19 protein-coding genes are annotated in these 23,560 nt (G+C 45.3%); 12 read left to right on the top strand and 7 right to left on the bottom strand.

Going from position 1 to position 23,560, the window contains the following annotated elements:
• Positions 1-9 precede the first annotated feature (9 nt).
• The 6 genes from DW917_RS01990 to DW917_RS01965 form a co-directional block, all read right to left on the bottom strand.
• Positions 10-933 carry a lysophospholipid acyltransferase family protein gene (locus tag DW917_RS01990; protein WP_118115986.1) on the bottom strand — a complete coding sequence of 308 codons (924 nt, stop codon included), beginning with the start codon at positions 931-933 and terminating at the stop codon, positions 10-12.
• A gap of 80 nt (positions 934-1,013) precedes the next feature.
• The gene (locus DW917_RS01985; RefSeq protein ID WP_118115984.1) at positions 1,014-2,867 is read right to left on the bottom strand and encodes an ABC transporter ATP-binding protein; all 1,854 of its coding nucleotides are present in this window, start codon (positions 2,865-2,867) and stop codon (positions 1,014-1,016) included.
• 165 nt (positions 2,868-3,032) lie between these two features.
• The gene (gene miaB, locus DW917_RS01980) at positions 3,033-4,367 is read right to left on the bottom strand and encodes a tRNA (N6-isopentenyl adenosine(37)-C2)-methylthiotransferase MiaB (RefSeq protein ID WP_022110614.1); all 1,335 of its coding nucleotides are present in this window, start codon (positions 4,365-4,367) and stop codon (positions 3,033-3,035) included.
• Positions 4,368-4,470: 103 nt separating this feature from the next.
• Entirely contained in the window at positions 4,471-5,442 is a 972-nt protein-coding gene (locus DW917_RS01975; RefSeq protein ID WP_118115982.1) for a phosphatase PAP2 family protein, read from the bottom strand.
• Positions 5,443-5,555: 113 nt separating this feature from the next.
• Entirely contained in the window at positions 5,556-6,551 is a 996-nt protein-coding gene (locus tag DW917_RS01970; protein WP_118115980.1) for an NAD(P)-dependent oxidoreductase, read from the bottom strand.
• A 226-nt stretch (positions 6,552-6,777) separates the two neighbouring features.
• On the bottom strand, positions 6,778-8,487 hold the full coding sequence (locus tag DW917_RS01965; RefSeq protein ID WP_118115978.1) for a Na/Pi cotransporter family protein: 1,710 nt from the start codon (positions 8,485-8,487) through the stop codon (positions 6,778-6,780).
• A 149-nt stretch (positions 8,488-8,636) separates the two neighbouring features.
• Between DW917_RS01965 and DW917_RS01960 the strand changes: the two genes are divergently transcribed.
• The gene (locus DW917_RS01960) at positions 8,637-10,301 is read left to right on the top strand and encodes a nucleoside kinase (protein WP_118115976.1); all 1,665 of its coding nucleotides are present in this window, start codon (positions 8,637-8,639) and stop codon (positions 10,299-10,301) included.
• Between the two features lie 128 nt (positions 10,302-10,429).
• Here the strand turns inward: DW917_RS01960 and upp are convergent, their stop codons facing one another.
• Positions 10,430-11,089, bottom strand: a complete 660-nt coding sequence (gene upp / locus DW917_RS01955; protein WP_118115974.1) for a uracil phosphoribosyltransferase — start codon at positions 11,087-11,089, stop codon at positions 10,430-10,432.
• Between the two features lie 540 nt (positions 11,090-11,629).
• On the opposite strand from upp, the gene pckA reads away from it, so the two are divergent.
• The 11 genes from pckA to DW917_RS01895 all read left to right on the top strand — a co-directional run bounded on the left by pckA (position 11,630) and on the right by DW917_RS01895 (position 23,532).
• A complete protein-coding gene (gene pckA, locus DW917_RS01945; RefSeq protein ID WP_022121513.1) occupies positions 11,630-13,243 on the top strand; it encodes a phosphoenolpyruvate carboxykinase (ATP) in 1,614 nt (537 codons plus the stop codon).
• A gap of 303 nt (positions 13,244-13,546) precedes the next feature.
• Entirely contained in the window at positions 13,547-14,965 is a 1,419-nt protein-coding gene (locus tag DW917_RS01940; RefSeq protein WP_118115970.1) for a DUF6242 domain-containing protein, read from the top strand.
• A gap of 44 nt (positions 14,966-15,009) precedes the next feature.
• Positions 15,010-15,693, top strand: a complete 684-nt coding sequence (locus DW917_RS01935; RefSeq protein ID WP_118115968.1) for a DUF6089 family protein — start codon at positions 15,010-15,012, stop codon at positions 15,691-15,693.
• Positions 15,693-16,445, top strand: a complete 753-nt coding sequence (locus tag DW917_RS01930) for an isoprenyl transferase (protein ID WP_022110605.1) — start codon at positions 15,693-15,695, stop codon at positions 16,443-16,445. The genes DW917_RS01935 and DW917_RS01930 overlap by 1 nt, the downstream gene beginning before the upstream one ends.
• 63 nt (positions 16,446-16,508) lie before the next feature.
• Positions 16,509-19,145, top strand: coding sequence for an outer membrane protein assembly factor (locus tag DW917_RS01925; RefSeq protein WP_118115966.1), 2,637 nt, complete (start codon positions 16,509-16,511; stop codon positions 19,143-19,145).
• An 84-nt stretch (positions 19,146-19,229) separates the two neighbouring features.
• The gene (locus DW917_RS01920; protein ID WP_118115964.1) at positions 19,230-19,745 is read left to right on the top strand and encodes an OmpH family outer membrane protein; all 516 of its coding nucleotides are present in this window, start codon (positions 19,230-19,232) and stop codon (positions 19,743-19,745) included.
• 99 nt (positions 19,746-19,844) lie between these two features.
• Positions 19,845-20,330 carry an OmpH family outer membrane protein gene (locus DW917_RS01915; protein WP_118115962.1) on the top strand — a complete coding sequence of 162 codons (486 nt, stop codon included), beginning with the start codon at positions 19,845-19,847 and terminating at the stop codon, positions 20,328-20,330.
• 117 nt (positions 20,331-20,447) lie between these two features.
• Complete coding sequence (locus tag DW917_RS01910) at positions 20,448-21,023, top strand: OmpH family outer membrane protein (RefSeq protein WP_118116081.1); 576 nt, start codon at positions 20,448-20,450, stop codon at positions 21,021-21,023.
• Positions 21,020-21,856, top strand: coding sequence for a glutamate racemase (gene murI, locus DW917_RS01905; RefSeq protein WP_022110600.1), 837 nt, complete (start codon positions 21,020-21,022; stop codon positions 21,854-21,856). The genes DW917_RS01910 and murI overlap by 4 nt, the downstream gene beginning before the upstream one ends.
• Positions 21,857-21,927: 71 nt before the next feature.
• Positions 21,928-22,263 (top strand): 30S ribosome-binding factor RbfA, encoded by a 336-nt coding sequence (gene rbfA / locus DW917_RS01900; RefSeq protein ID WP_022110599.1) that lies wholly within the window; start codon positions 21,928-21,930, stop codon positions 22,261-22,263.
• A 39-nt stretch (positions 22,264-22,302) separates the two neighbouring features.
• Positions 22,303-23,532: an FtsX-like permease family protein gene (locus DW917_RS01895; RefSeq protein ID WP_118115960.1), complete on the top strand. Its 1,230-nt coding sequence runs from the start codon at positions 22,303-22,305 to the stop codon at positions 23,530-23,532.
• Positions 23,533-23,560: the final 28 nt, after the last annotated feature.

Here is a 23,560-nt window from a genome sequence, read left to right as displayed (position 1 = left end):
TAATCCATTCTATTCTTTAGGTACAACTTTCCCCTTCACCACCTCATATCGCTTGTCAAACTCCTCTTTGGTTCGCTTCCATCTGTTATGCGTCCAGAGATAATAAGGAGGGTTCTGGCGGATAGTTTCTTCTAACATCTGGAAGAAGCGACGGGTGATCTCATGCTCCGGCAGGGTGTTCGGCTCGCGGGTGATGAGCTTGTAAGTGGCTGTGTAATAGCCCCTTTTCGGGCGCGACATCTCTACATAGAATACGGCATCGTTCATCTTTCTCATGATTCTTTCGCCTCCTGTAAACACAGGAGTTTCGGGATGGTTGAGGAAAGGAAGCCACAGGTGGATGTTCTCCCATTTAGGCCCCTGGTCGCTGATGTAGCCGAAGATGCTGCGGATATCCCTGCGCTTGTAATCTACCAGATAGCGGAGGATATCTTTCTTAGGAACCGGCACTCCATTTTCTTCGTGAGAACGGATGCGCTTGAAGAGTTCATCGAAGGCCTTGTTGTACAGAGGATGATAGATGAGACCCATCTTGCGGGATTTTGGCAGTTCGATGCCTACACATGAGAGCCACTCCCAGTTGCAGTAATGTCCGAGGATGGCTGCTACATCCTGACCCTCCTGAAAACATTTTTCCACTTCCTCGCTATTGTAAACATGGAAGCGGCGGCGAAGCTCCTTGTCGCTGATACTCAGTAACTTGACTGCTTCAAAGAAATAATCGCAGAACCAGCGAAAGAATTTCTTTTCGATAGCTGCGATTTCTTCGGCAGACTTCTCCGGAAAGGAGGTGGTGAGATTCTTACGCACAATGCCCCGGCGGTACTTGATGACGTGGAACATCATGAAGTACTCGAAATCGGAGATGCAATAGAGCAGCCTGAATGGCAGCAGCGATATTGCATAAAACAGCGCATAAACAATCTTTGTCATAAGTCCTATGATTTACACCTTATTATATATATAAGCAAGAATGAAACTTAATATTTAACATTCAACACTTAACATTGTTATTACACCTGCTGCATATCGTGCAATTTCTTATAATATCCGTCTTTGCCTATCAGTTCATCGTGAGTACCACGCTCCACGATTCTTCCCTCATGCATCACGCAGATTTCGTCTGCATGCTTGATCGTGCTCAGGCGGTGAGCCACGGCTACGGTAGTACGGGTCTTCATCAGTTTCTCCAAAGCATCCTGCACCAGGCGCTCGCTCTCTGTATCAAGAGCAGAAGTAGCCTCGTCGAGAATGAGGATAGGAGGATTCTTGAGGATGGCACGGGCGATGCTTACACGCTGGCGCTGACCACCGGAAAGTCTGCCTCCACGGTCACCGATTCCTGTATCAAATCCATGTTCCGACTTCATGATAAAGTCGTAGGCATTGGCTATCTTTGCTGCATTGGCGATTTCCTCGTCGGTAGCATCGGTTTTGCCGAAACGGATGTTGTCCTTGAAGCTGGCATTGAAGAGGATAGCCTCCTGGTTTACATTGCCTATCAGCTGGCGGAGATCATTTACGGCCAGGTCTTTCACGTTGATGCCATCGATGAGCACCTCGCCTTCCTGCACGTCATAGTAACGTGGAATCAGATCTACCATCGTACTCTTACCGCTACCGCTCTGACCTACGAGTGCCACGGTCTTGCCCTTCGGAATCACGAGGTTGATGTCTTTCAGCACGTATATCAGTTCGTCGCTCTTATTGTCTGTATAGGCGAATGATACGTGGCGGAACTCTATCTGATGTTCGAAGGAAGCGATATGCTCCGGGTTCTCCTTGTCCTTGATTTCCACTTCTGCCTGGAGAATCTTGTCGATACGCTCCATGCTGGCAAGTCCCTTGGGGATATTATAGCTTGCCTTGGAGAATTCCTTCAGCGGATTGATAATGCTGTAGAGCATCACCAGGTAGAAGATGATGGTAGGACCATCGATACGGCCGTAATCCAATACCAGAATGCCACCAAACCACAATACGATTACGATGAGGATGGTGCCTAAGAACTCACTCATAGGATGAGCCATCTGCTGGCGGATGTTCACGCGCATGATGTTGTCGCGATATTCGCTGTTTACCTTGTCAAAGCGCCAGTTCATCTTGCTTTCTGCACAGAAAGCCTTGATGATGCGGAGACCGCCCAAGGTTTCTTCTACCATGCTCATGGTGTCGCTCCAGAGCGACTGTGCCTCTGTACTCTGTGCCTTCAGTTTCTTGCCCACCAAGCCCATGAACCAGCCGAAAGGTGGAACAAAAAGAATAGTGAAGAGAGTGAGCTGCCAACTGATGCAGATAAGGGTGATGAAGTAGAAGAGTATCAGAATCGGGTTCTTGAAAAGCATGTCGAGAGATGACATGATGCTGCTTTCTACTTCCTGTACGTCGCCGCTCATGCGGGCAATGATGTCGCCCTTGCGCTCCTCGCTGAAGAAACTCAGAGAGAGAGAATTAATCTTCTGGTAGAGCTGGTTGCGGATGTCACGCACGATACCAGTACGGATAGGTATGATGGTGGCGGAAGAAAGGAAATAGGCTCCCGTCTTCAGGAATGTCATGAATGCCAGAAACAGACCGATCACCAGAAGGGCGGTCGATGCACTGTATTCCACGATAAATTCCTGGATGTAATAGTACATGTTGTTGGTGGCCACTTCCTTGAGGGTGCCCCAGTCTCCGTTCCAGGTCATATAGTCGTTGGCACGGATGCCGCCATCTACCTGAAACAGGATTTGCAGGATTGGTATCAAGGCTGCGAATGAAAAGATATTCAATACCGCTGATAGGATATTGAATAATATGGATAGTCCCAGATATCTTTTGTATGGAGGGACAAATCGTTTTAAAACTTGCAAGAATTCCTTCATAGACTGCAAATATAGCGCTTTTAGAGAAAACTACAAAATGATTTTGTGTTTTTTCGCTAAAAGTATGAAGAAAAAGGCTACTTTTACCTGTTTTGGGTAGGTAAAAGTGCCATTTTCGGTTTATTTTGGGTTATTCTTTTATTTTGCGTTCTTCTTTGTTGAAAGTTATTCTTTCACTTCTTCGCCGAAGAGGGTAGCAGAGGTGGAACCGGTGATGCGAACCTTTACGAATTCGCCGATATGGTGGTTGCCCTTATCGATGACTACCGCCTTGTTCTGCTCTGTGCGGCCCATCATCTGCTCACGGCTACGCTTGCTGAAGTTCTCGATGAGGATGGTGAATTCCTTGCCCTCGTCCTTCTTGTTCTGCTCGGCGCTCACCTCGGTCTGCAGCTTGATGAGCTCGTTGAGGCGGGCTATCTTGGTTTCCTCAGAAACGTTGTCTGGCAGGTGCTTGGCTGCGTAGGTGCCCGGGCGCTCTGAATACTTGAACATGAAGGCGCTGTCGAAGCCAACTTCCTTCACCAGCGAGAGGGTTTCCTGATGGTCTTCCTCTGTTTCGTCGTGATAACCCACGAAGATGTCGGTAGTGATGCCGCAGCCTGGGATGATGCGCTTGATGTCGGCGATGCGCTGCAGATATTCCTCGCGGGTGTATTTGCGGTTCATCAGCTTCAGTATCTTGTTGCTTCCGCTCTGGGCAGGGAAGTGGATGTGCTTGCAGAGGTTTGGCTCTTCGGCGATGGCATGGAGGATGTCCTCGGTCATATCCTCTGGGTTAGAGGTGGTGAAGCGCACGCGCATATCTGGTACAGCCTGGGCTACCATGTGGAGGAGTTCTGCAAAGGAAAGACTGCCTTCCTCACGCTTTCCTGATGGTGAAAGACCGTAACTGTTTACATTCTGGCCAAGCAGGGTAACTTCCTTGAAACCACGCTGCTGCAAATCGCGAACCTCTCGAAGGATGCTCTCTGCATCACGGCTGCGCTCGCGTCCACGGGTATAAGGCACGATGCAGTAGTGGCAGAAATTGTTGCAGCCACGCATGATGCTTACGAAACCGCTCACTCTGTTGCCACCGATGCGCTGAGGCACGATGTCACGGTAAGTCTCGGTCTTGGAAAGTTCGATGTTGATGGCATTGGTGCCCATTTCGCATTGTGCGATCATATCTGGCAGGTTGAGATAGCTGTCCGGACCGCAAACCAGGTTGGCATAGTGGTTCTGGATGAGGTCATCCTTCACTCGCTCAGCCATACAGCCCAACACACCGAGGATTACTTTTCTGCCCTTTTTCTGTTCAGCATGGAGGGTGTCGAGGCGATGATAAATCTTGTTTTCCGCATTCTCTCGGATACTGCATGTGTTAAGAAAAATAGCATCAGCCTCTTCTTCTTTTTCACAGATTTCATAACCAGCCATCTGCATCACAGAGGCTACTACTTCGCTGTCAGCCACGTTCATCTGGCAGCCGTAAGTTTCAATAAATAGTTTCTTCATTGTTCTAGATGAATTCTACTTTATTATATAATGTTATTGGATAATATACTTGATAATCACCATCTTTCTTGATGGTCATGTCTTTTTGTACTATTGTGAATTTTTATCTTATTCCAACTTTCTCTGTCATTCCTTTGGAAAGATACATCAGCAGGAAGTAGATGACGACGGCAGAAACAAAACCTGCCAGGGCATCGATGAGATAATGTGCCTGGATGTAAACGGTAGCCATGCAGAGGAACACATAGAATGGCAGGAGGATATATACCAACTTGCGATTTTCTGTATGCCATGCCATCAGCATGCAGATGGTGCTGATTCCGACGTGCGAACTTGGGAATGCTGCCGTTGGTCGTTCGCCTGCAGCCTTGGCATCCTCTACCAGATGATAGAATATACCGTCGGTGTAGCCTGGAGACGGCAGACAGTTGGTATGGGTGTTGAAATAATCGCCCATGGCTGGGAATATTCCCTTGGTGATTTCGCGTACGCCTACAGCATCAAAATAGAAGGTAGGACCGGCTACCGGCACGTAGATGAATATCACATAATAGATGAAGAATGAGGCGAGCATTACGAAGGAAATGCGCTCAAACTCCCTGTATCTGCAGAAGAAATAGAAGAATACGACGGCTGCTATCATCGGATAATACATGAAATAGCCCATATCCATCAGTTCGCTTACCACAGCCCAAGGCAGGGCTTTGGAGAAAAGGAGTGAAGGCTGGCAACCGAAAAGTTGCTGTTCCCATCCTGCGAACACGTGGTCGAGGTTGGGGAACATGCGGTTGATCTCGTAAGTATCCGGATACCACCATGCCAGCAGCGCCATCTGAGCCGTTACTCTCACCAGTTTGGTAGCCCTGCAAGGCACCATGCGATATACACCCCATAGCGCTCCCGTCATCACAAGTACTCTGATGCGACCCCAGATCATGGATTCGGGATTCACGAGTTTGGTGTAAGTGAAGAGCATGGTTGCTACCGTCAGAATCATATAGGCGAGCATCACCCATTCCAGCGCCAACAGCCCTTTTTTCGGGTTCTTCTCTATCTTAAAATAATCTTTTATCACGTTTTTTCTTTGAACTTTATGAATATCTATTTCTTTATCTTGTCGGGTTTTCTGCTAAATCCTTTAGGCCTTCCTGTCAAATAATCCTTCTTTTTCGGATCCTTGATCAGAAATCAGAGCCAATGGTTTTCCTTGTACCATTTGATGGCGAGTTTTACGCCACGCTCCAGAGGATAATGTGGATGATAGCCCAACTCGTCCATGGCTGGCTCAATGTCACATCGCCAGTTGCGCTGTTTCAGAATGTTGTATTTGTCATTGTTGAGCGCCGACATCTTTCCGGTTATTCTGCCGATGTATTCGCCGAAGAATGTTACGATGCGCAGAACCCAGATAGGAGCTTTGATACGCAGCATCCAAGGATTGTCAAGTTCCTTTCTGATCAGGTCGCTGAATGCAGTAGATTGATAAACACCTCCGTCGCTGAGGAAGTATTTTCTGCCATTCATACCATGATCGAGAGCGAGGAAGACAGCCTGCACCACGTCCTGTACATATACGAAGGTGATGTCCTGGCGCTTGTATCCCACGGCAAAGTCCACATGCTGCTTGATGCTTTTTACCATCAGGAAATAGTCCTTCTCTCTTGGACCATATACGCCGGTAGGTCGCAGGATGATATAAGGGAACTGGATGCCGAGGCTATCCAGATATTTCTCTGCCTCCCATTTGCTCTTGCCGTAAGCCGTGTTAGGGTGGGGCGTATCATGTTCCGTGATTTCCTGATAAGGCTGTTCTTCTCTGATGGCACCGAAGATGCTGAGCGAGCTGACGAATACAAACCGCTTGATAGGCATCTTGAGGGCGATAAGCGCACCTACGAGATTTTTGGTACCCTCGGTGTTCACACGATAGAAATCTTCTGCATGCAGACACTTGGTAGCGCCTGCCGCATGAACCACATAGTCGAACTCCTGTCCGTCTAACTGGCTGATAAGTTCTTCCTTAGAAGAAAGATTGAGGTTGATGAAATGGATGCGCTCGTCTTGCAGGTATTTTCTGGAACTTGAAGGGCGTACTGCTGCCCATGTTTCCATGCCTTGTCGGAGAGCTTCCTCCACAATGTAGCTCCCGATAAAACCCGAAGCACCTGTTACTAAAATCTTCATTAATGATTATAAAATTGCAATTTCGCCTGCAAAAATACAACAAAAAATCGAGTTGTCGTCTATATTGAGCCAAAAAACTTCTAAATAGTCTCTTTTTCAGCGAAAAAGTAACTAAAAATACATAGTCCCACAGATTTCATAGATTTACATAGATTTTTGAAGTCAAAAACTTAAATCTGTGTAAATCTGTGAAATCTGTGGGACTTTTCTGATATCTTGGATAGTCTTATGCCTCGTGCTGTCTTACACCCATGCGTGCCTCTACTACGTTTACCACGTAGTCGCCGAGCTTCTCGCACTCCTGGATGATATCCATATACATGGTACCGATGGCATAGGTATAGAGATGGTTGTTCACATCGTTGATGTTCTGGCTCTTCAACTGGTTGCGGTAGTTGTTGATCTCATTCTCGATGTTGAAAGAGAGGTTGGCATCGTTGTCTCCCTTATGACCTACGAGGGTGATATTCATCTGGGTGAGGGCATTGTCGGTAAGCTCCATCATCTGATGCATGTGCTCATACTGAGAAGGGATGAAATCCTCCTTGCCACGGATGCGGCGGTTCAGGGTACGGGCAATATTGAAGCAACTGTCACCGATACTCTCTATCTCGGAAATTTCGCGGAGCATGGCGCGAATCTTAGCCTTGGTTTCATCAGAGAGATGGGAATCGCTCACCTGATCAAGGTACTTGGCAATCTCAATCTCCATATTGTCTGAGATACCTTCATACTTCTCAATACGGGTATAGAGCTTGACAAACTTATCATCGTTGGTTTCGCCTAAGAGTTCCTTCACCATACCAAACATGCGCTGGATACGCACGGCGAAGCTGTGAATCTCCTTCTGTGCCTCCAGAACAGAGATTTCCGGAGTCTTCATGATACCGCTCTGGATAAAGCGCAGGCGGAAATCATCCTCATCAGCATTCTTCTTAGGACGGATAATCTTGCATACCAACTTCTCTATCTGGGGGATAAACCATACCAGGATAAAGGTGTTGGAGAGGTTGAAGGTGGTATGGAAGGCGGCAAGCACAAAGGAGAGCTTGGCTGCATTGGCTACGAAATGAGGATCGTTCTTCTCCATCACATCATCATAACCCACCCAACCGCAAACGAGATGAATGAACGGACGGAACACGCAGAGTATCCAGAGTACACCGAAGACATTGAACACCATGTGTCCCATCGCCGCCCTTCGGGCCTGCGTATTGGCTGTAAGCGCAGCCACATTGGAGGTGACGGTAGTACCGATATTCTCGCCCATCACGAGCGCAATACCCTGGTAAATTGGCAATACACCGGTGGAGCAGAGTATCATCGTAATCGCCATGACGGCTGCTGAACTCTGTACGCACATGGTGAGTACGCTACCTATCAGGAGGAAGGTGATGGTAGTGGTAAAACTGTGGGGATCAAAACTTGCAAAAAAATCCAGAACCGGCTGATTGTGAGCCAGATCCATGTCGATACCGGTTTGACGTAAAGTTCCCAAACCGAGGAACATAAAGGATATACCGAAGATGAAGTCGCCGACAATCTTGCGCTTCTTACTATAGATAAGGATGATGGCAAAGAAGAATGCCGGCCATACAAAGTCGGTGATGTTGAATGAGAAACCGGCACTCATGATCCATGCGGTGAGTGTGGTTCCGATGTTGGCACCCATGATGACCGAGATGGCCTGGGCAAGGGTGAGGAGACCTGCGTTGACGAACGATACCGTCATCACCGTCGTGGCTGTAGAAGACTGTACCGCAGCCGTGATGAGCGTACCAGAGAGGATGCCCGTCAAACGGTTGGTAGTCATGGTTCCTAACACATGGCGGAGCTGAGGTCCAGCCATCTTCTGCAAACTGTCGCTCATCGACTTCATACCGAACATCAGTAGGGCGAGTGCACCGATAAGCCTGAAAAATATCCAAATCGACATATTTTAATTTAATTTATGTTTTCAAAATCACCGTAGTTGCTTTTTTATTCGTATCTTTACCGAACATAAGTGATTACTCTTGGGAAGTATGAAAATACCTCCTTGGGAGCAGGATTATTGTCAAACATTGTAACATAAACGTAGCGCAAATGAAACAAGTAATACAAATCCGTTGCAAAAATAACAAAAAAACTCAGAAAGTAGCAATCGGTAGCACACTTTTTGATATTTTTTCTGAAATTGGCCTTGAAATGAGCCATGGACCTATCTCCTGTAAGGTAAATAACAAGGTGGAAGGCATGCATTATCGTGTTTATAACAGCAAGGACCTTGAGTTCCTCGATATGACTTCTTCTTCAGGTTCCCGGGCCTATACCCGTACGCTTTTTTTTGTGCTCTGCAAGGCGGTGAAGGATATTTTTCCTGCCAGTCCTGATGTGATTATCGACATCCCTGTTTCCAATGGATTTTATGTGGATGTGCGTCTGGGTAAGGAACTTACCGAGGAGGAGGTGGGGAAGCTGCGTAATCGTATGCAGGAAATCATCGATGCCCGCATGCCTATCCGCAGATATATGGTGCCTACCGAGGATGCTATTGCACTCTTCCAGGAAAAGGGAGATGTGGAGAAGGTGAAACTCCTGAAGACTTCCGGCTCTATCTATACTACCTATTATAAAATAGGTGATTATGTGGATTATTATTATGGTACACTCCTTACCAATACTTCTGAACTTTATCTTTTCGGGCTGGAGAAGTATTATGACGGTATGCTGCTGCGTATTCCTTCTCTTAAGAATCCGGATCAGTTGGGCGAAATCACCAGACAGGATAAGATGTTTGATATCTTCAAGGAGCATCATCGCTGGCAGGATATCATCGGTATCCGTACGATAGGCGATTTCAATCAGGCTGTTACTGCAGGATTTTCAACCGATATTATCAATATCAGCGAGGCTTTGCAAGAGAAGAAAATAGCCCAGATAGCTGAAGATATAGCCCAGCGTAAGGGGGTAAAGCTTGTTCTACTGGCTGGTCCTTCTTCCTCGGGTAAAACTACTTCCTGCAAGCGCCTGTCTATCCAGCTGGCTGTAAACGGCTTGAAACCTCTGCAGATTTCGCTCGATGATTATTTTGTAGATAGGGAGAAAACTCCGAAGGATGAGAGTGGCGAATATGATTACGAGAGCATCTATGCCCTGGATCTGAAACTCATCAATGAGCAGTTTAATGCCCTCTTCCGTGGCGAGGAGGTGGAATTGCCGAAATATGACTTCCAAAGCGGAAAGAGTAAGAGAAGCGGAAAGAAACTGAAGATGAACGATCATAATGTGCTGGTGGTGGAAGGTATTCATGCCTTGAATCCGGAACTGACATCGCAGATTCCTGATGAGCAGATTTATCGCGTCTATGCTTCGGCTTTAACCACCATTCTGCTTGATAATCACAATTATATTCCTACGACCGACAACCGTTTGCTGCGCCGTATCATCCGCGATAATAAATATAGAGGTGTGAGTGCGCAGGAGACCATCCATCGCTGGCCTTCAGTGCGTGCTGGAGAAAACAAGTGGATTTTCCCGTTCCAGGAAAATGCGGATGCAATGCTCAATACGGCGATGCTCTACGAGTTGGCTGTCATCAAGATGCAGGCAGAACCGCTCTTGCAACTGGTGCCAGAGAATTGTGAAGAATATGCTGAGGCTTACCGCCTCCTGAAATTCCTGAAGTATTTCAAGGGAATACCTTATAATAATCTGCCTCCTACATCGCTGCTACGCGAGTTCTTGGGTGGAAGTTCTTTCCATTATTAAAGAAAATAAGGTTTCATTTTTTTCGTCCCTGTACCCACTTTTATTTTTCCCTGCCCACGGAAAAATTCTTGCGTGGGCAGGGAGAAAAATATACCCGGGCAGAGACGGGAAATTAACAATTCTTGTTTTTATAACTTGTTTCCGTAACACAAGTCGCCAGCATCTCCGAAACCAGGAACGATGTATTTGTGCTCGTTCAATCCCTCGTCGATGGAAGCGCACCAGATGGTGGTCTTTCCTTCTGGGAAGGTGTTCTTGATGTGCTCAATGCCTTCTGGGGCAGCAAGGACACATGCCACGTGGATATGTTTCGGGTTACCCTTGGTGATGAAGGCCTTCATACCCATCTCCATGCTGATGCCGGTAGCGAGCATTGGGTCGGCGATGATGAGCGTCTTGTCTGTCAGGTCTGGAGTAGCAAGATATTCGATGTGGACACCGATCTCGGTATGTTCCTCGTTGGTATATTCGCGGTAAGCACTCACAAAGGCATTGCCAGAGTGGTCGAAGATGTTGAGAAAACCCTCATGGAAAGGGAGACCGGCACGGAAGATGGTTCCGATGACAACCTGGTCGGTAGGGAGGTTGACCCTTGCTACACCGAGCGGTGTAGTCACATCCTTTGCCTCGTAATCAAGTGTCTTTGAGATTTCAAAAGCCTCATACTCACCGATTCTCTTGATATTGTTGCGGAAGAGCAAACGGTTCTTCTGATAATCACAGTCGCGCATCTCAGCCAGGTAACGGTTGATGATGGAATTTTTCTCGCTTAGGTTGATGATTTTCATTGTTGTATATTTTTTTTGTTATTTTATGCTTGTTTTTGCTTCGATTTCAGCTTATTCTTCTGCCTAAATTTTTGCAAAGATAATGTAAATCCGAGAGATTACAAAATGTTTTGGCTGTTTTTTGTTTGTTTGTGTTCTCTTTGTTTCTCTTTTCTATTCTCAACCGTCTCTCCTTAGTCTTCTTCTTTCTCTTCAGTCCTTTCCGACTCTCATTCTCCTCTCTTTTTTCTTTCCCATTTCTTCTTTTCTCGTTTCTCTTCTTCCCACAATTACCTCTTGCTATATATATAAATAGGTGTACTTTCTTTCTCTTCCGTATTGATGTGTCTGTTTTTTGTAAAGTCAATATGGCAAATTATAGATGAATGGTTTGGATTTTAATTTCTTTAACCTAAAAAGCTTTTAAAATGTCTTATTTATAAACAAGAATCTTTGTTATCAAACAGATTTTTCGTAACTTTGCGGCGGTTTTGAAAGAAAATTAGTTTTAAGGATTCAGGTTAGAAGAATTAATTCACAACTTAAATACATTTAAATAAAATGGCAAAGTTTGATAAGTCAGTTTTAGCAAAGTACGGAATCACAGGTACAACTGAGGTTCTCTACAATCCTTCTTATGAGGTATTGTTCAATGAGGAGACTAAGGAAGGTCTCGAGGGTTTTGAGGTTGGTCAGGAGACTGAGCTCGGTGCAGTTAACGTAATGACTGGTATTTACACTGGTCGTTCTCCTAAAGACAAGTTCATCGTTGACGATGCTACATCTCACGACACTGTATGGTGGGATTCTGAGGAATATCACAACGATAACCACAAGGCTACTCCAGAGGCTTGGAATGCCGTTAAGGAGATCGCTAAGAAGGAGCTTTCTAACAAGAAGTTGTTCGTAGTAGATGGTTTCTGCGGTACACACAAGGATACACGTATGAAGGTACGTTTCATCGTTGAGGTAGCATGGCAGGCACACTTCGTAACAAATATGTTCATCCGTCCTCAGAACGAGGCTGAGTTCGATCAGGAGCCAGACTTCATCGTTTACAATGCTTCTAAGGCAAAGGTTGAGAACTGGAAGGAGTTGGGTCTCCACTCAGAGACAGCCGTTGTATTCAACGTAACTTCTAAGGAGCAGGTTATCATCAATACATGGTATGGTGGTGAGATGAAGAAGGGTATGTTCTCTATGATGAACTACTTCTTGCCATTGAAGGGTATGGCTTCTATGCACTGCTCTGCCAACACAGATATGAACGGTGAGAATACAGCTATCTTCTTCGGTCTTTCTGGTACAGGTAAGACTACATTGTCAACAGACCCTAAGCGTAAGTTGATCGGTGACGATGAGCACGGATGGGACGACGAGGGTGTGTTCAACTTCGAAGGTGGTTGCTACGCTAAGGTTATCAACCTCGACAAGGAGTCTGAGCCAGACATCTACGGTGCTATCACACGTGACGCTCTTCTCGAGAACGTAACTGTTGCTAAGGATGGTAAGATTGATTTCGCAGATAAGACTGTTACCGAGAATACTCGTGTATCTTATCCTATCTACCACATCAAGAATATCCAGCGTCCATTCTCTCAGGGTCCAGCTGCTAAGCAGGTTATCTTCCTCTCAGCAGATGCATTCGGTGTATTGCCACCAGTATCTATCTTGAACGCTGAGCAGACTAAGTATTACTTCCTCTCTGGCTTCACAGCTAAATTGGCTGGTACAGAGCGCGGTATCACCGAGCCTACTCCAACATTCTCTGCTTGCTTCGGTCAGGCATTCTTGGAGTTGCACCCAACTAAGTACGCTGAGGAGTTGGTAAAGAAGATGCAGAAGTCTGGTGCTAAGGCATACTTGGTTAACACTGGTTGGAACGGTACAGGCAAGCGTATCTCTATCCGCGACACACGTGGTATCATCGACGCTATCCTCGACCACTCAATCGACGCAGCTCCTACAAAGACTATTCCATTCTTCAACTTCGTAGTTCCTACACAGTTGGAAGGCGTAGATCCTAAGATCCTCGATCCACGTGATACATACGCTGAGGCTTCTCAGTGGGAGGAGAAGGCTAAGGATTTGGCTGCTCGCTTCATCAAGAACTTCAAGAAGTATGAGACAAACGAGGCTGGTAAGGCTCTCGTTGCTGCTGGTCCACAGCTCTAATCATTCGAAACTTCGAATTATTAAGAATTATCATATTAGGGTCCTATCTCTCGAAAGAGGGATGGGACTCTTTTTTTGTTTCCCATTTTTAATTTCTAATTTCTCATTTGTCATTTCTCATTTTAAAGTCTTTCTCATTTTTTTAAAGCTTTTCCTCTCAAAAATGCCTTGATTGTTGGGAATAATCACTAAACAAACTTAAAAATTACCGATAAAATCAATAATTTGCATAATAAACCGACAAAAAGGGGCTTTATTTGAAGAATTCTCTGTAAATTTGCAGCTAAAAATAAATAAATAAGAATGAAAAGGAAGTTTTTTGCTTTCATCCTGCTCCTTTCTGCAGGCCTGTCATTGTCTTCATGTTTGAGCAGTGACGATGATACAAATATTGAATATACCCATGATACTGCCATCACTGCTTTTTCTCTTGGCACGATGAATCGCTATTATCTGGGAAAGACATCGGATGGTACGAAGGATTCAACTTATGCTACCACGATTGCTGGTTCTAATTATAAATTTTATATAGATCAGACCGCTGGTAAGATCTATAATGCAGACTCTTTGCCTGTTGGGACAAAGATCAGTGCTGCCTTGGCTTCTATCACAGCCAAGCAGAGCAGTCCGCTGCTTTGGGTGCTGAAAGGTAAGGATAATAAAGACTCTTTGGCTTATTATTCCAGCTCTGACTCCGTAGATTTCTCTAAACCAAAGGAAATCCGAGTATATAACAACGATTATTCTGCATATCGTACTTATACGATTACCGTAAATGTACACAAAGAAGGTCCTGATTCCTTCGTATGGCATTCTCTTGCAGCCCAGAATGGTGACTTGGCAGCTTTGGCTGGCATGAAAGCCGTTTCTGCGGGCAACTGTGTCTATGTTTTCGGTAAGAGTAATGGTGTTACCAAGATTTTCAAGACTGGTCTGAATGGTGGTGCTTTTGGAAATCCTCTAACTCCTAATGTTGCTTTGGGTGAGGATGCCTATAAGAGCGCAATCGCTAAGAATGGTAAACTCTATATTCTCAATAATGGCAAAGTTCTCAAGTCTGATGATGCTATCAATTGGGAATCCGTTACTACTGACGCCTCTCTTCTACAGTTGATTGGCGCAAGTAGCAACTATCTGTATGCTTATACTGCTGCTGGTATTGCCGTATCTAAGGACAATGGTGCCAGCTGGACTCCTGATGCAATGGATGACAAGGGCGCAGACTTCCTGCCAACAGAAAATCTCAGTTTGGTGGTTAAGCCTGTTCGTTCTGTGAAAGGCGCAGAAAACCTTCTTCTCCTCGGTAATCGAAAGGTTCGTGAGAATGAAGAGAAGGATACGGTTGCAACGATCTGGACTCGCACTTTTGATGCTGGTGAAGCTACAGATTCTTATCAGTGGAACTATGTAGAATATCAGGCTCATCAGGCTGGTATGTTGCCTTATCTCAATACCCTCCAGGTGGCGCTCAACGATAGCGGTTATGTGGCTTTGGCTGCTGGCGACTATAAAGTGGGTAGTGCTACTGTGGAAAAATGTAAGTGGTATGTGAGCAAGACTGGCTTAGACTGGAGAGTGGATACAACGGTTGTGATGCCTGCTGAATTTGCAGTAAGCAGACCAGCTGCTTTCGTGCGTGATGCCAATAACTATTATTGGGTTATCAACAACGGATACGTCTGGAAAGGAAGATATAATAGAGATGGATGGAGAAAGGAATAAACTTATTTCTTTCTCTTGAGTCTATTTATATAATAAGGTGTAAAATGCGCAGAATAGTTCTGACGATAATCGGTTTGGTGGTTGCTCTTGTCCACATCAGCGCCCAGGATGATCCCCAATATCGCATGGAGATAGGTGCGGGGGTAGGAATGGTCAGTTACGAGGGTGATTTCAATGGCAACGTGTTGAAAAACATGCAGCCGATGGCCTCGCTGCTTTGGAGATACAATTTCGACCCTTATAAAGACTTGCGCCTGAGCGCCAGTTATGGAAAACTGAAAGGATCGTCGGCGGATGTCAAGACTTATTATCCGGATTATGCAGAGTCAACCTATGAGTTCAATCATAATGTGGTGGATGTAAGTCTCGTCTTCGAGTATAATTTCTGGCCTTACGGTACAGGAAGAGACTATCGAGGAGCCAAGCGGTTGACACCCTATATTTATGGCGGACTGGGAGCTACTTCCGTGTCTGGAGGCAGCAAAAGTGTCTTTACCGCCAATGTGCCTATCGGTATAGGTGTGAAATATAAAGTCAGAGAACGGCTGAATGTAGGTTTAGACTGGGGATTCCATTTCTCTCTGAATGATGAACTGGATGGAGTGAAAGACCCCTATAGAGTGAAGAGCAGCGGTGCATTCAAGAATACAGACTGCTATTCCATGCTGCAGCTCACAATAACCTATAGTTTCAAGGCAAAATGTAGAACATGTAATAAAGAAGAATAATGGCAACAAACTTAGATATGAGCAGAATACCAGAGCATATTGCCATCATCATGGATGGTAACGGGCGATGGGCGATGGAGCGAGGCAAAGAAAGAAGTTTCGGCCATCAGGCTGGTGTGGATACCGTTCGTCGTATCACTTCAGAATGTACTCGCTTAGGTGTGAAATATCTTACACTCTATACTTTTTCTACGGAAAACTGGAATCGTCCTGCCGACGAGGTGGCTGCTCTGATGGGACTTGTACTCACTTCTCTTGAGGATGAAATCTTCATGAAGAACAATGTACGCTTCCGTGTGATAGGTGATATAGGTCGTTTGCCAAAGCCTGTGCAGGAAAAGTTGCAGGAGACCATGGAACATACGGCTAAGAATGACGCCATGACGATGGTGGTGGCTTTGAGCTACTCTTCTCGTTGGGAAATCATGGAAGCAATGAGACGTTCCCTGAAGGATGCGATGGCTGATGGCAAGAAAAGCTATGATGAGATAGCCGGTGAATTGACTGAAGAGAATTTCGCCAAGCATCTCGAAACCAACTTTATGCCAGATCCTGATCTCCTGATCCGTACGGGCGGTGAATTGCGCATCAGCAATTATCTCTTGTGGCAGATAGCTTATTCTGAGTTGTATTTCTGCGATACCTACTGGCCTGATTTCATGGAGGAAGATCTCCAGAAGGCAATAGCTGACTATCAGAATCGTCAGCGCAGGTTTGGCAAAACTGAGGCTCAGGTGGAAAAAGGAGAGTAATGCTACTATTACTCGGGAGGCATATTAGGAAAGAATACATTTGAAAATATACATAATAAGTAAATGAATAAGATAAGAAAGGTTTTCATCCTGCTGTTCGGTGTAATGGCTTGTTTGCAGGTGACGGCACAAGACAAGATTGTGAATCCTGACATCTCGTATGCAGGAAATCCCCGTAATCTGGTCATTGGAGGCATCAACGTATCAGGAGTGGAAGGATATGAGGATTATGTGCTTACTGGCATCTCTGGCCTGTCGGTCGGTGATAGAATCGATGTGCCGGGAGATGATGTGACCAATGCCGTCAAGCGATATTGGAAGCATGGACTGTTTTCAAAAGTGGCGATTGCTGCCGACTCTATTGTGGGCGAAAAACTTTATCTCCACATCTATCTGGCCGTTCGCCCTCGTATCTCTAACATCAACTATATCGGCCTGAAAAAGAGCGAGCGAGAGGATATGGAGCAGAAATTGGGTATGGTAAAGGGTACACAGGTGACTCCAAACATGCTCGACCGTGCCAAGATTCTTGCCAAGAAATACTTTGATGACAAAGGTTTCAAGAATGCGGATATCCAGATCAACCAGCGTGATGATGTAGCCAACAAGGGACAGGTTATCCTGGATGTAATCGTAGATAAAAAGGAGAAAATCAAGGTTCATCAGATTACCATCGATGGCAATGAGAAACTTTCTGACCGCAAGATTAAGGGTGGCTTATTCTCCAAAGGTGCATTCGCCAAGACTCATGAGGCAGGAAAATTTGCTACTTTCTTCAAATCTAAGAAGTTTACACCTGAACGCTGGAAAGAGGATAAGGCTAAGCTAATAGATAAATACTACGAGTATGGTTATCGTGATGCCCAGATTCTGGAAGATAGCGTCAGCAACTACGATGAGAAGCATGTCAATGTATATGTGAAGGTAGATGAGGGTAAGCAATATTTCATCCGTAATATCACGTGGGTGGGTAATACTGTCTATGATACAGACCGTCTGAATGCTCTGCTCACCATGAAGAAGGGTGATGTATATAATCAGAAACTCTTGCACAAGCGCTTGAATGAGGATGATGATGCGGTGGGAAACCTCTATTATAATAATGGTTATGTGTTCTCTAACATCAATCCTGCCGAAATCAATATCGATGGCGACTCTATCGACCTCGAAATGCGCGTCACTGAGGGCCCTCAGGCTTATCTGAGCCATGTACGCATCAATGGTAATACCCGACTCTATGAGAATGTAGTACGCCGCGAACTCCGTACGAAGCCAGGCGATCTCTTCTCTAAGGATGCTATCATGCGTTCTGCACGTGAGTTGGCTTCTATGGGACACTTTGATGCTGAAAAGGTGAACCCGGATATCAAGCCAAACTATGAGGATGGTACTGTGGATATCAACTGGAACTTGGAGCAGAAGAGTAATGACCAGATTGAGTTCTCACTCGGTTGGGGACAGACTGGTGTCATCGGACGTGTGGGCTTGAAGCTCAACAACTTCTCTATGGCCAACCTCTTCAACAAGAACAAGGAGCATCGTGGTATCATGCCTATCGGTGATGGTGAGGTGCTCAGTATCGGTGCACAGACCAATGGTAACTACTATCAGAGCTACAATGTAAGCTACTCTACCAACTGGTTTGGTGGCAAGCGACCTGTTCAGTTCAGTGTAGGTGCATACTATAGTAAGAGTACTGACGTGTCAAGCAACTATTATAACAGTGCAGCCATGTACAACTATCAGAGTTACTTATATGGCTATGGTACGGGTTACTATAATAACTACGAGAATTATTACGATCCAGACAAGTACATCCAGATGGTGGGTGTGAGCCTCGGTTGGGGTAAGCGCCTCCGTTGGCCGGATGATTACTTCACCTTGTCTGTACAGTTGGCTTACCAGCGCTACATGATGAAGAACTGGAGCTATATGCTGATGACTAACGGTAATGCGAACAACTTGAACTTGACAATTTCGCTGAACCGTACATCAACAGATAATCAGCTCTTCCCACGTACTGGTTCTGAGGTAGAGGCAAGTGTCAACCTTACTCCACCATGGAGTGTGTTCGACAACAAGGACTACAAGAATCTTGCCAACGATTCTAAGTCGCCAACCTATTCTGCAGAGCAGCAGGAGAAGTACAGATGGATTGAATACCATAAGTGGAAGTTCAAGGCAAAGACTTATACTGCACTCACAGAGGGTCAGAAGTGCTTCGTATTGATGACCCGTGTAGAACTCGGTTTGCTCGGTTCTTATAACAAGTATAAGAAGAGTCCGTTCGAGACCTACTATGTGGGTGGTGACGGTATGAGTGGATACTCATCATATTATGGTGAGGAAACAATCGGACTCCGCGGTTATGAGAATGGTTCTGTATCTTACAGTCCTACAACCGGTTACTATGCTTATGCATACGACCGTTTCTCATTGGAACTCCGCTATCCGTTCCTTTTGGGTAATACCACTATTTATGGTTTGACCTTCGTAGAGGCTGGTAATGCATGGTCTGACACCAAGAAGTTCAATCCATTCAGCATGAAGCGTAGTGCCGGTGTCGGTGTACGTATCTTCTTGCCAATGGTAGGCTTGATGGGTATCGACTGGGCTTATGGTTTCGACAAGGTTTGGAACGGAAGCCAGTATAAGAAGGGTGGAAGCCAGTTCCACTTTATCCTCGGTCAGGAGTTCTAAGACAAATGACAAATGAGAAATGACAAATGAGAAATGAGAAATGAGAAATGACAAATAAGAATTGATATAATTGGAGGAATTCTTATGAAGAAGATGATATTGATGCTGATGATGGCTGTAGCAGCCATCACAGCCCATGCGCAGAAATATGCGCTGGTTGATATGGAATATATCCTGAAGAATGTGCCTGCTTACGAGCGTGCCAACGAACAGTTGAATCAGGTGAGCAAGAAATGGCAAGCTGAGGTAGAGGCGCTCAATCTGGAGGCAAGTACTATGTACAAGAACTATCAGAACGAGGTGGTTTTCTTGTCACAGGAACAGAAAAAAGCCAAGCAGGATGCCATCATGCAGAAGGAGAAGGAAGCTAGTGATCTGAAGAAGAAATACTTCGGACCTGAAGGGGAACTCTACAAGAAGCGTGAAGCGCTGATGACTCCTATACAGGAGGAAATCTACAATGCAGTGAAGGAAATCGCTGATTTGCGTGGCTATTCGCTGGTGCTCGACAGAGCCAGCAATGCTGGTATCATATTTGGTTCTCCAAAAATCGATATTAGCAACGAAGTGCTTCAAAAATTAGGTTATTCCAATAATTAGTTGTATATTTGCAGCGAGAGTTATAAAAGTGAGTTGACTGTGGACAATATGTCCATCTGAAAACCTATTTGAAAATTTATAATTAAAAGAATAAAAACAATGAAAAAGCTTATTTTAATGTTGATGCTTTGTGCACCAATGACAATGATGGCACAGAAGTTTGGTAAGGTAAATACCCAGACTATCATGCAGGCTTTGCCTGATGTTGCTAAAGCTAATGGTGAGCTTGAGGCACTCCAGAAGCAGAAGGAGAACGATTTGAAGTCTATGCAGGATGAGTTCCAGCGCAAGGCTGACGAGTATCAGAAGGGTCAGAGCACAATGAACGCTACTGCTAAGCAGCAGAAGGAAACTGAGTTGCAGGGTCTTCAGCAGAAGATTCAGCAGGCTTATCAGGACGGTCAGCAGGAATTGCAGAAGAAGAGCAGCGAGCTGATGCAGCCTATCGTGGCTAAGGTGCGTGCTGCTATCGAGGCTGTTGGTAAGGCTGGCAACTACACTTACATCTTCGAGGAAGGTGCTGCTGTTTACACAGGTACCAATGTAGTTGATGTAACTAAGGAAGTACAGGCTAAGATCAAGTAATTTCGGTTATTTCCAACTAAGATAGTGGGGGCAGGCACAAGTGCTTGCCCTTGTTTCTCTTTTCAGTATTTATATATAATAGGTATGAATATGCCTATTCTAATCCAACACTTCATGATGAAAAGGACATTCCTTTATTTGGTTCTGGCAATGATGCCTGTGCTGGCATCTGCCCAGCAGATGGCTACTTCTGCTCCTAAAGCGAGTGAGGCTACTGCTGCTCCTACTGCGGGTGCAGAGGCTCCGTCTGCAATCCGTTTCGGCTATTTCAGCTTCGAAGAAGTCTTTCGTACAATGCCTGGTTATGCGATAGCCAAGCATCATATGGACGATCTTCGCTTGAAGTATGATGCCGAAACCAAGCGCTCGGAGGACGAGTTTAACAGCAAGTATGAGGAGTTTCTGGATGGTCAGCGTAATTTCGCTCCTTCCATCCTGGAAAAACGACAGGCGGAACTTCGTGAACTGATGGCTAAGAATATGGCTTTCAAAGCTGAGTCGGAACGTCTGCTGAAACAGGCTGAGGAAGATGCTTATGCTCCTCTGAAAAAACAAATCAGAGAGGCTTTGCAGAAGATAGGCAAGGCGAAAGGATATGCTTTTATCCTGAATTCAGACCACGATTCACTTCCATACGTTGATGCTGCGATGGGAGAGGATATTACCGAACTAATCAAGGAGAATTTGAAATGATGTTACCTTCTAATCCTGGCCCTATCGGAATATTTGATTCCGGATATGGTGGGTTGACTATCCTGCATGGACTTCGTCAGCTTCTTCCTCAGTACGACTATATGTACTTGGGTGATAATGCACGTGCGCCGTATGGTTCCCGCTCTTTCGAGGTGGTGTATAAGTTTACGCGCCAGGCAGTACTCAAACTGTTTTCCATGGGTTGCCACCTGGTGATTCTGGGTTGTAATACGGCTTCAGCCAAGGCGCTTCGCTCTATCCAGCAAAGAGATATCCCTGAGTTGGATCCAAGCCGCCGTGTGCTGGGTATTATCCGTCCTACTGCTGAGGTTATAGGCAATATCACCAAGAGTAACCATGTCGGTCTGTTGGCTACGGAAGGTACTATCAAAAGTCAAAGCTATGACTTGGAAATTGCCAAATTCTGGCCTGAAGTCAAGGTTAGCGGTGTTGCTTGTCCGCTATGGGCGGCTATCGTAGAAGCCAATGAGGCTGATAGTCCGGGTGCTGATTATTTCGTCAAGAAGCGCATTGACCAACTGATGCGTAAAGATGCTGACATAGATACGATTATCTTGGGATGTACACATTATCCATTGCTGATGAACAGCATTGTGAAAAACCTTCCCGATGGTGTGCGGGTTGTGCCACAAGGAATGTATGTAGCTGAGAGTCTGAAAAATTACTTGAAGCGGCATCAGGACATGGAGAATATGATTACCAAGAAAGGTACCTGCCAGTATCTGACTACTGAAAGTGAGGAAAAATTCAAGGAGTCTGCTCAGATCTTCCTACATGAAAGTGTGGAGGTGAAGCATGTGGACCTTGAATAGTGTTAAACTGAGTAATGTTTAATTTTTAGTTTTTCATTCTGATTTAGTTAATCATTCTAATTGAAAAGATTATGCAAGAAACAAGACAAAACCGTATATCCAGACTTCTCCAGAAGGAGTTGAGTCTTATTTTCCAGTCACAAACTCGTATGATGCATGGTATCATGGTGAGTGTGACCAAGGTTAAAATCAGTCCAGACCTCAGTATCTGTACTGCTTATCTGAGTGTGTTCCCTTCTGAGAAAGGAGAGGAAATCCTGAAGAATATCACCGCTAATGAGAAAACCATTCGTTATGATTTGGGCAAGAAGGTAAGAAACCAATTGCGTATTATTCCAGAATTACGCTTCTTCCTCGATGATAGTCTGGATTATTTGGAGCGCATAGATGAACTCTTGAAAAAGTAAAAACGTAAGAAAGTAAAAGAGTAAAAAGGTAAAAGACAAATGAATTTTCCATTTTTCATTGCTCGCAGATATCTCTTTTCCAAGAAGAGCACTCATGCCATCAATATCATCAGTGCCATCTCGGCGATTGGTGTAGCTGTGGCTACGATGGCGCTGGTCATCGTGCTGAGTGTGTTCAATGGATTCCATGACTTGGTGGCAACTTTGTTTACCAGCTTTGATCCACAGTTGGAACTTGTTCCTACAAAAGGTAAGACGGCGCCTTGCGATGACCCTATCTTGACCAAAATTCGCCAGTTGCCGCAGGTAGATGTTGCAACAGAGTGTGTGGAAGATCAGGCGCTGGCTGTCTATCAGGACCGTCAGGCTATGGTTACCATCAAGGGTGTAGATGATAATTTCAGCGACCAGTCGCATATCACTGACATCCTCTATGGTGATGGCACATTCTCACTTCATGCTGCCAACTTGGAATATGGAACCTTGGGTATCCGCTTGGCGCAGACCCTTGGTATCGGTGCGCAATGGGATGGTTTTCTGAAGATTTATGCACCGATGAAGGAGGGACAGTTGGATATGTCGAATCCTTCTGAGGGATTTGTAGTTGATTCTCTGGTTAGTCCGGGCGTATTGTTTGCTGTCAAGCAAGCCCGTTATGACAAGAGTTACATTCTGACTTCCGTAACATTTGCCCGTAATCTTTTTGGGCAGCAGGGAATGCTTTCTTCGCTCGAACTCCGACTGAAAGATGGCAGTGATTTAGGTGCCGTGAAGAAGGAGATGCAGCAGATTGCTGGAGATAAGTACCGGGTGCTGGATAGATTTGAACAGCAGGAAGATACTTTCAAGATTATGTCTATTGAGAAGATGATAGCTTATATCTTTCTTACGTTTATCTTGATAGTGGCTTGCTTTAATATCATCGGTTCGTTGTCCATGCTGATCATCGATAAAAAAGATGATGTGCTTACTTTGCGCAACTTGGGAGCCAGCGACAAGCAGATAGCCCGTGTGTTCCTTTTCGAAGGTAGAATGATTTCTGCCATTGGAGCTATCATCGGTATCGGTATTGGTTTGTTGCTCTGTCTCTTACAGCAGGAATTCGGATTTGTGAAACTGGGTGATTCTGCTGGCTCTTTCATCGTTGATGCTTATCCGGTAAGTGTACACTATTCAGATGTTGCCATTATCTTTGTCACGGTGCTGGCAGTCGGTTGGCTTGCCGTCTGGTATCCAGTAAGGGCTCTGAGCAAAAGATTATTGAGCTAAACAATTGAGAAACAGATATAATTCAATT

Origin of the sequence: Prevotella sp. AM42-24 (assembly GCF_003461825.1) — a bacterium.
GTDB lineage: Bacteria > Bacteroidota > Bacteroidia > Bacteroidales > Bacteroidaceae > Prevotella > Prevotella hominis.
This window is presented reverse-complemented; position numbering and strand designations above follow the sequence as displayed.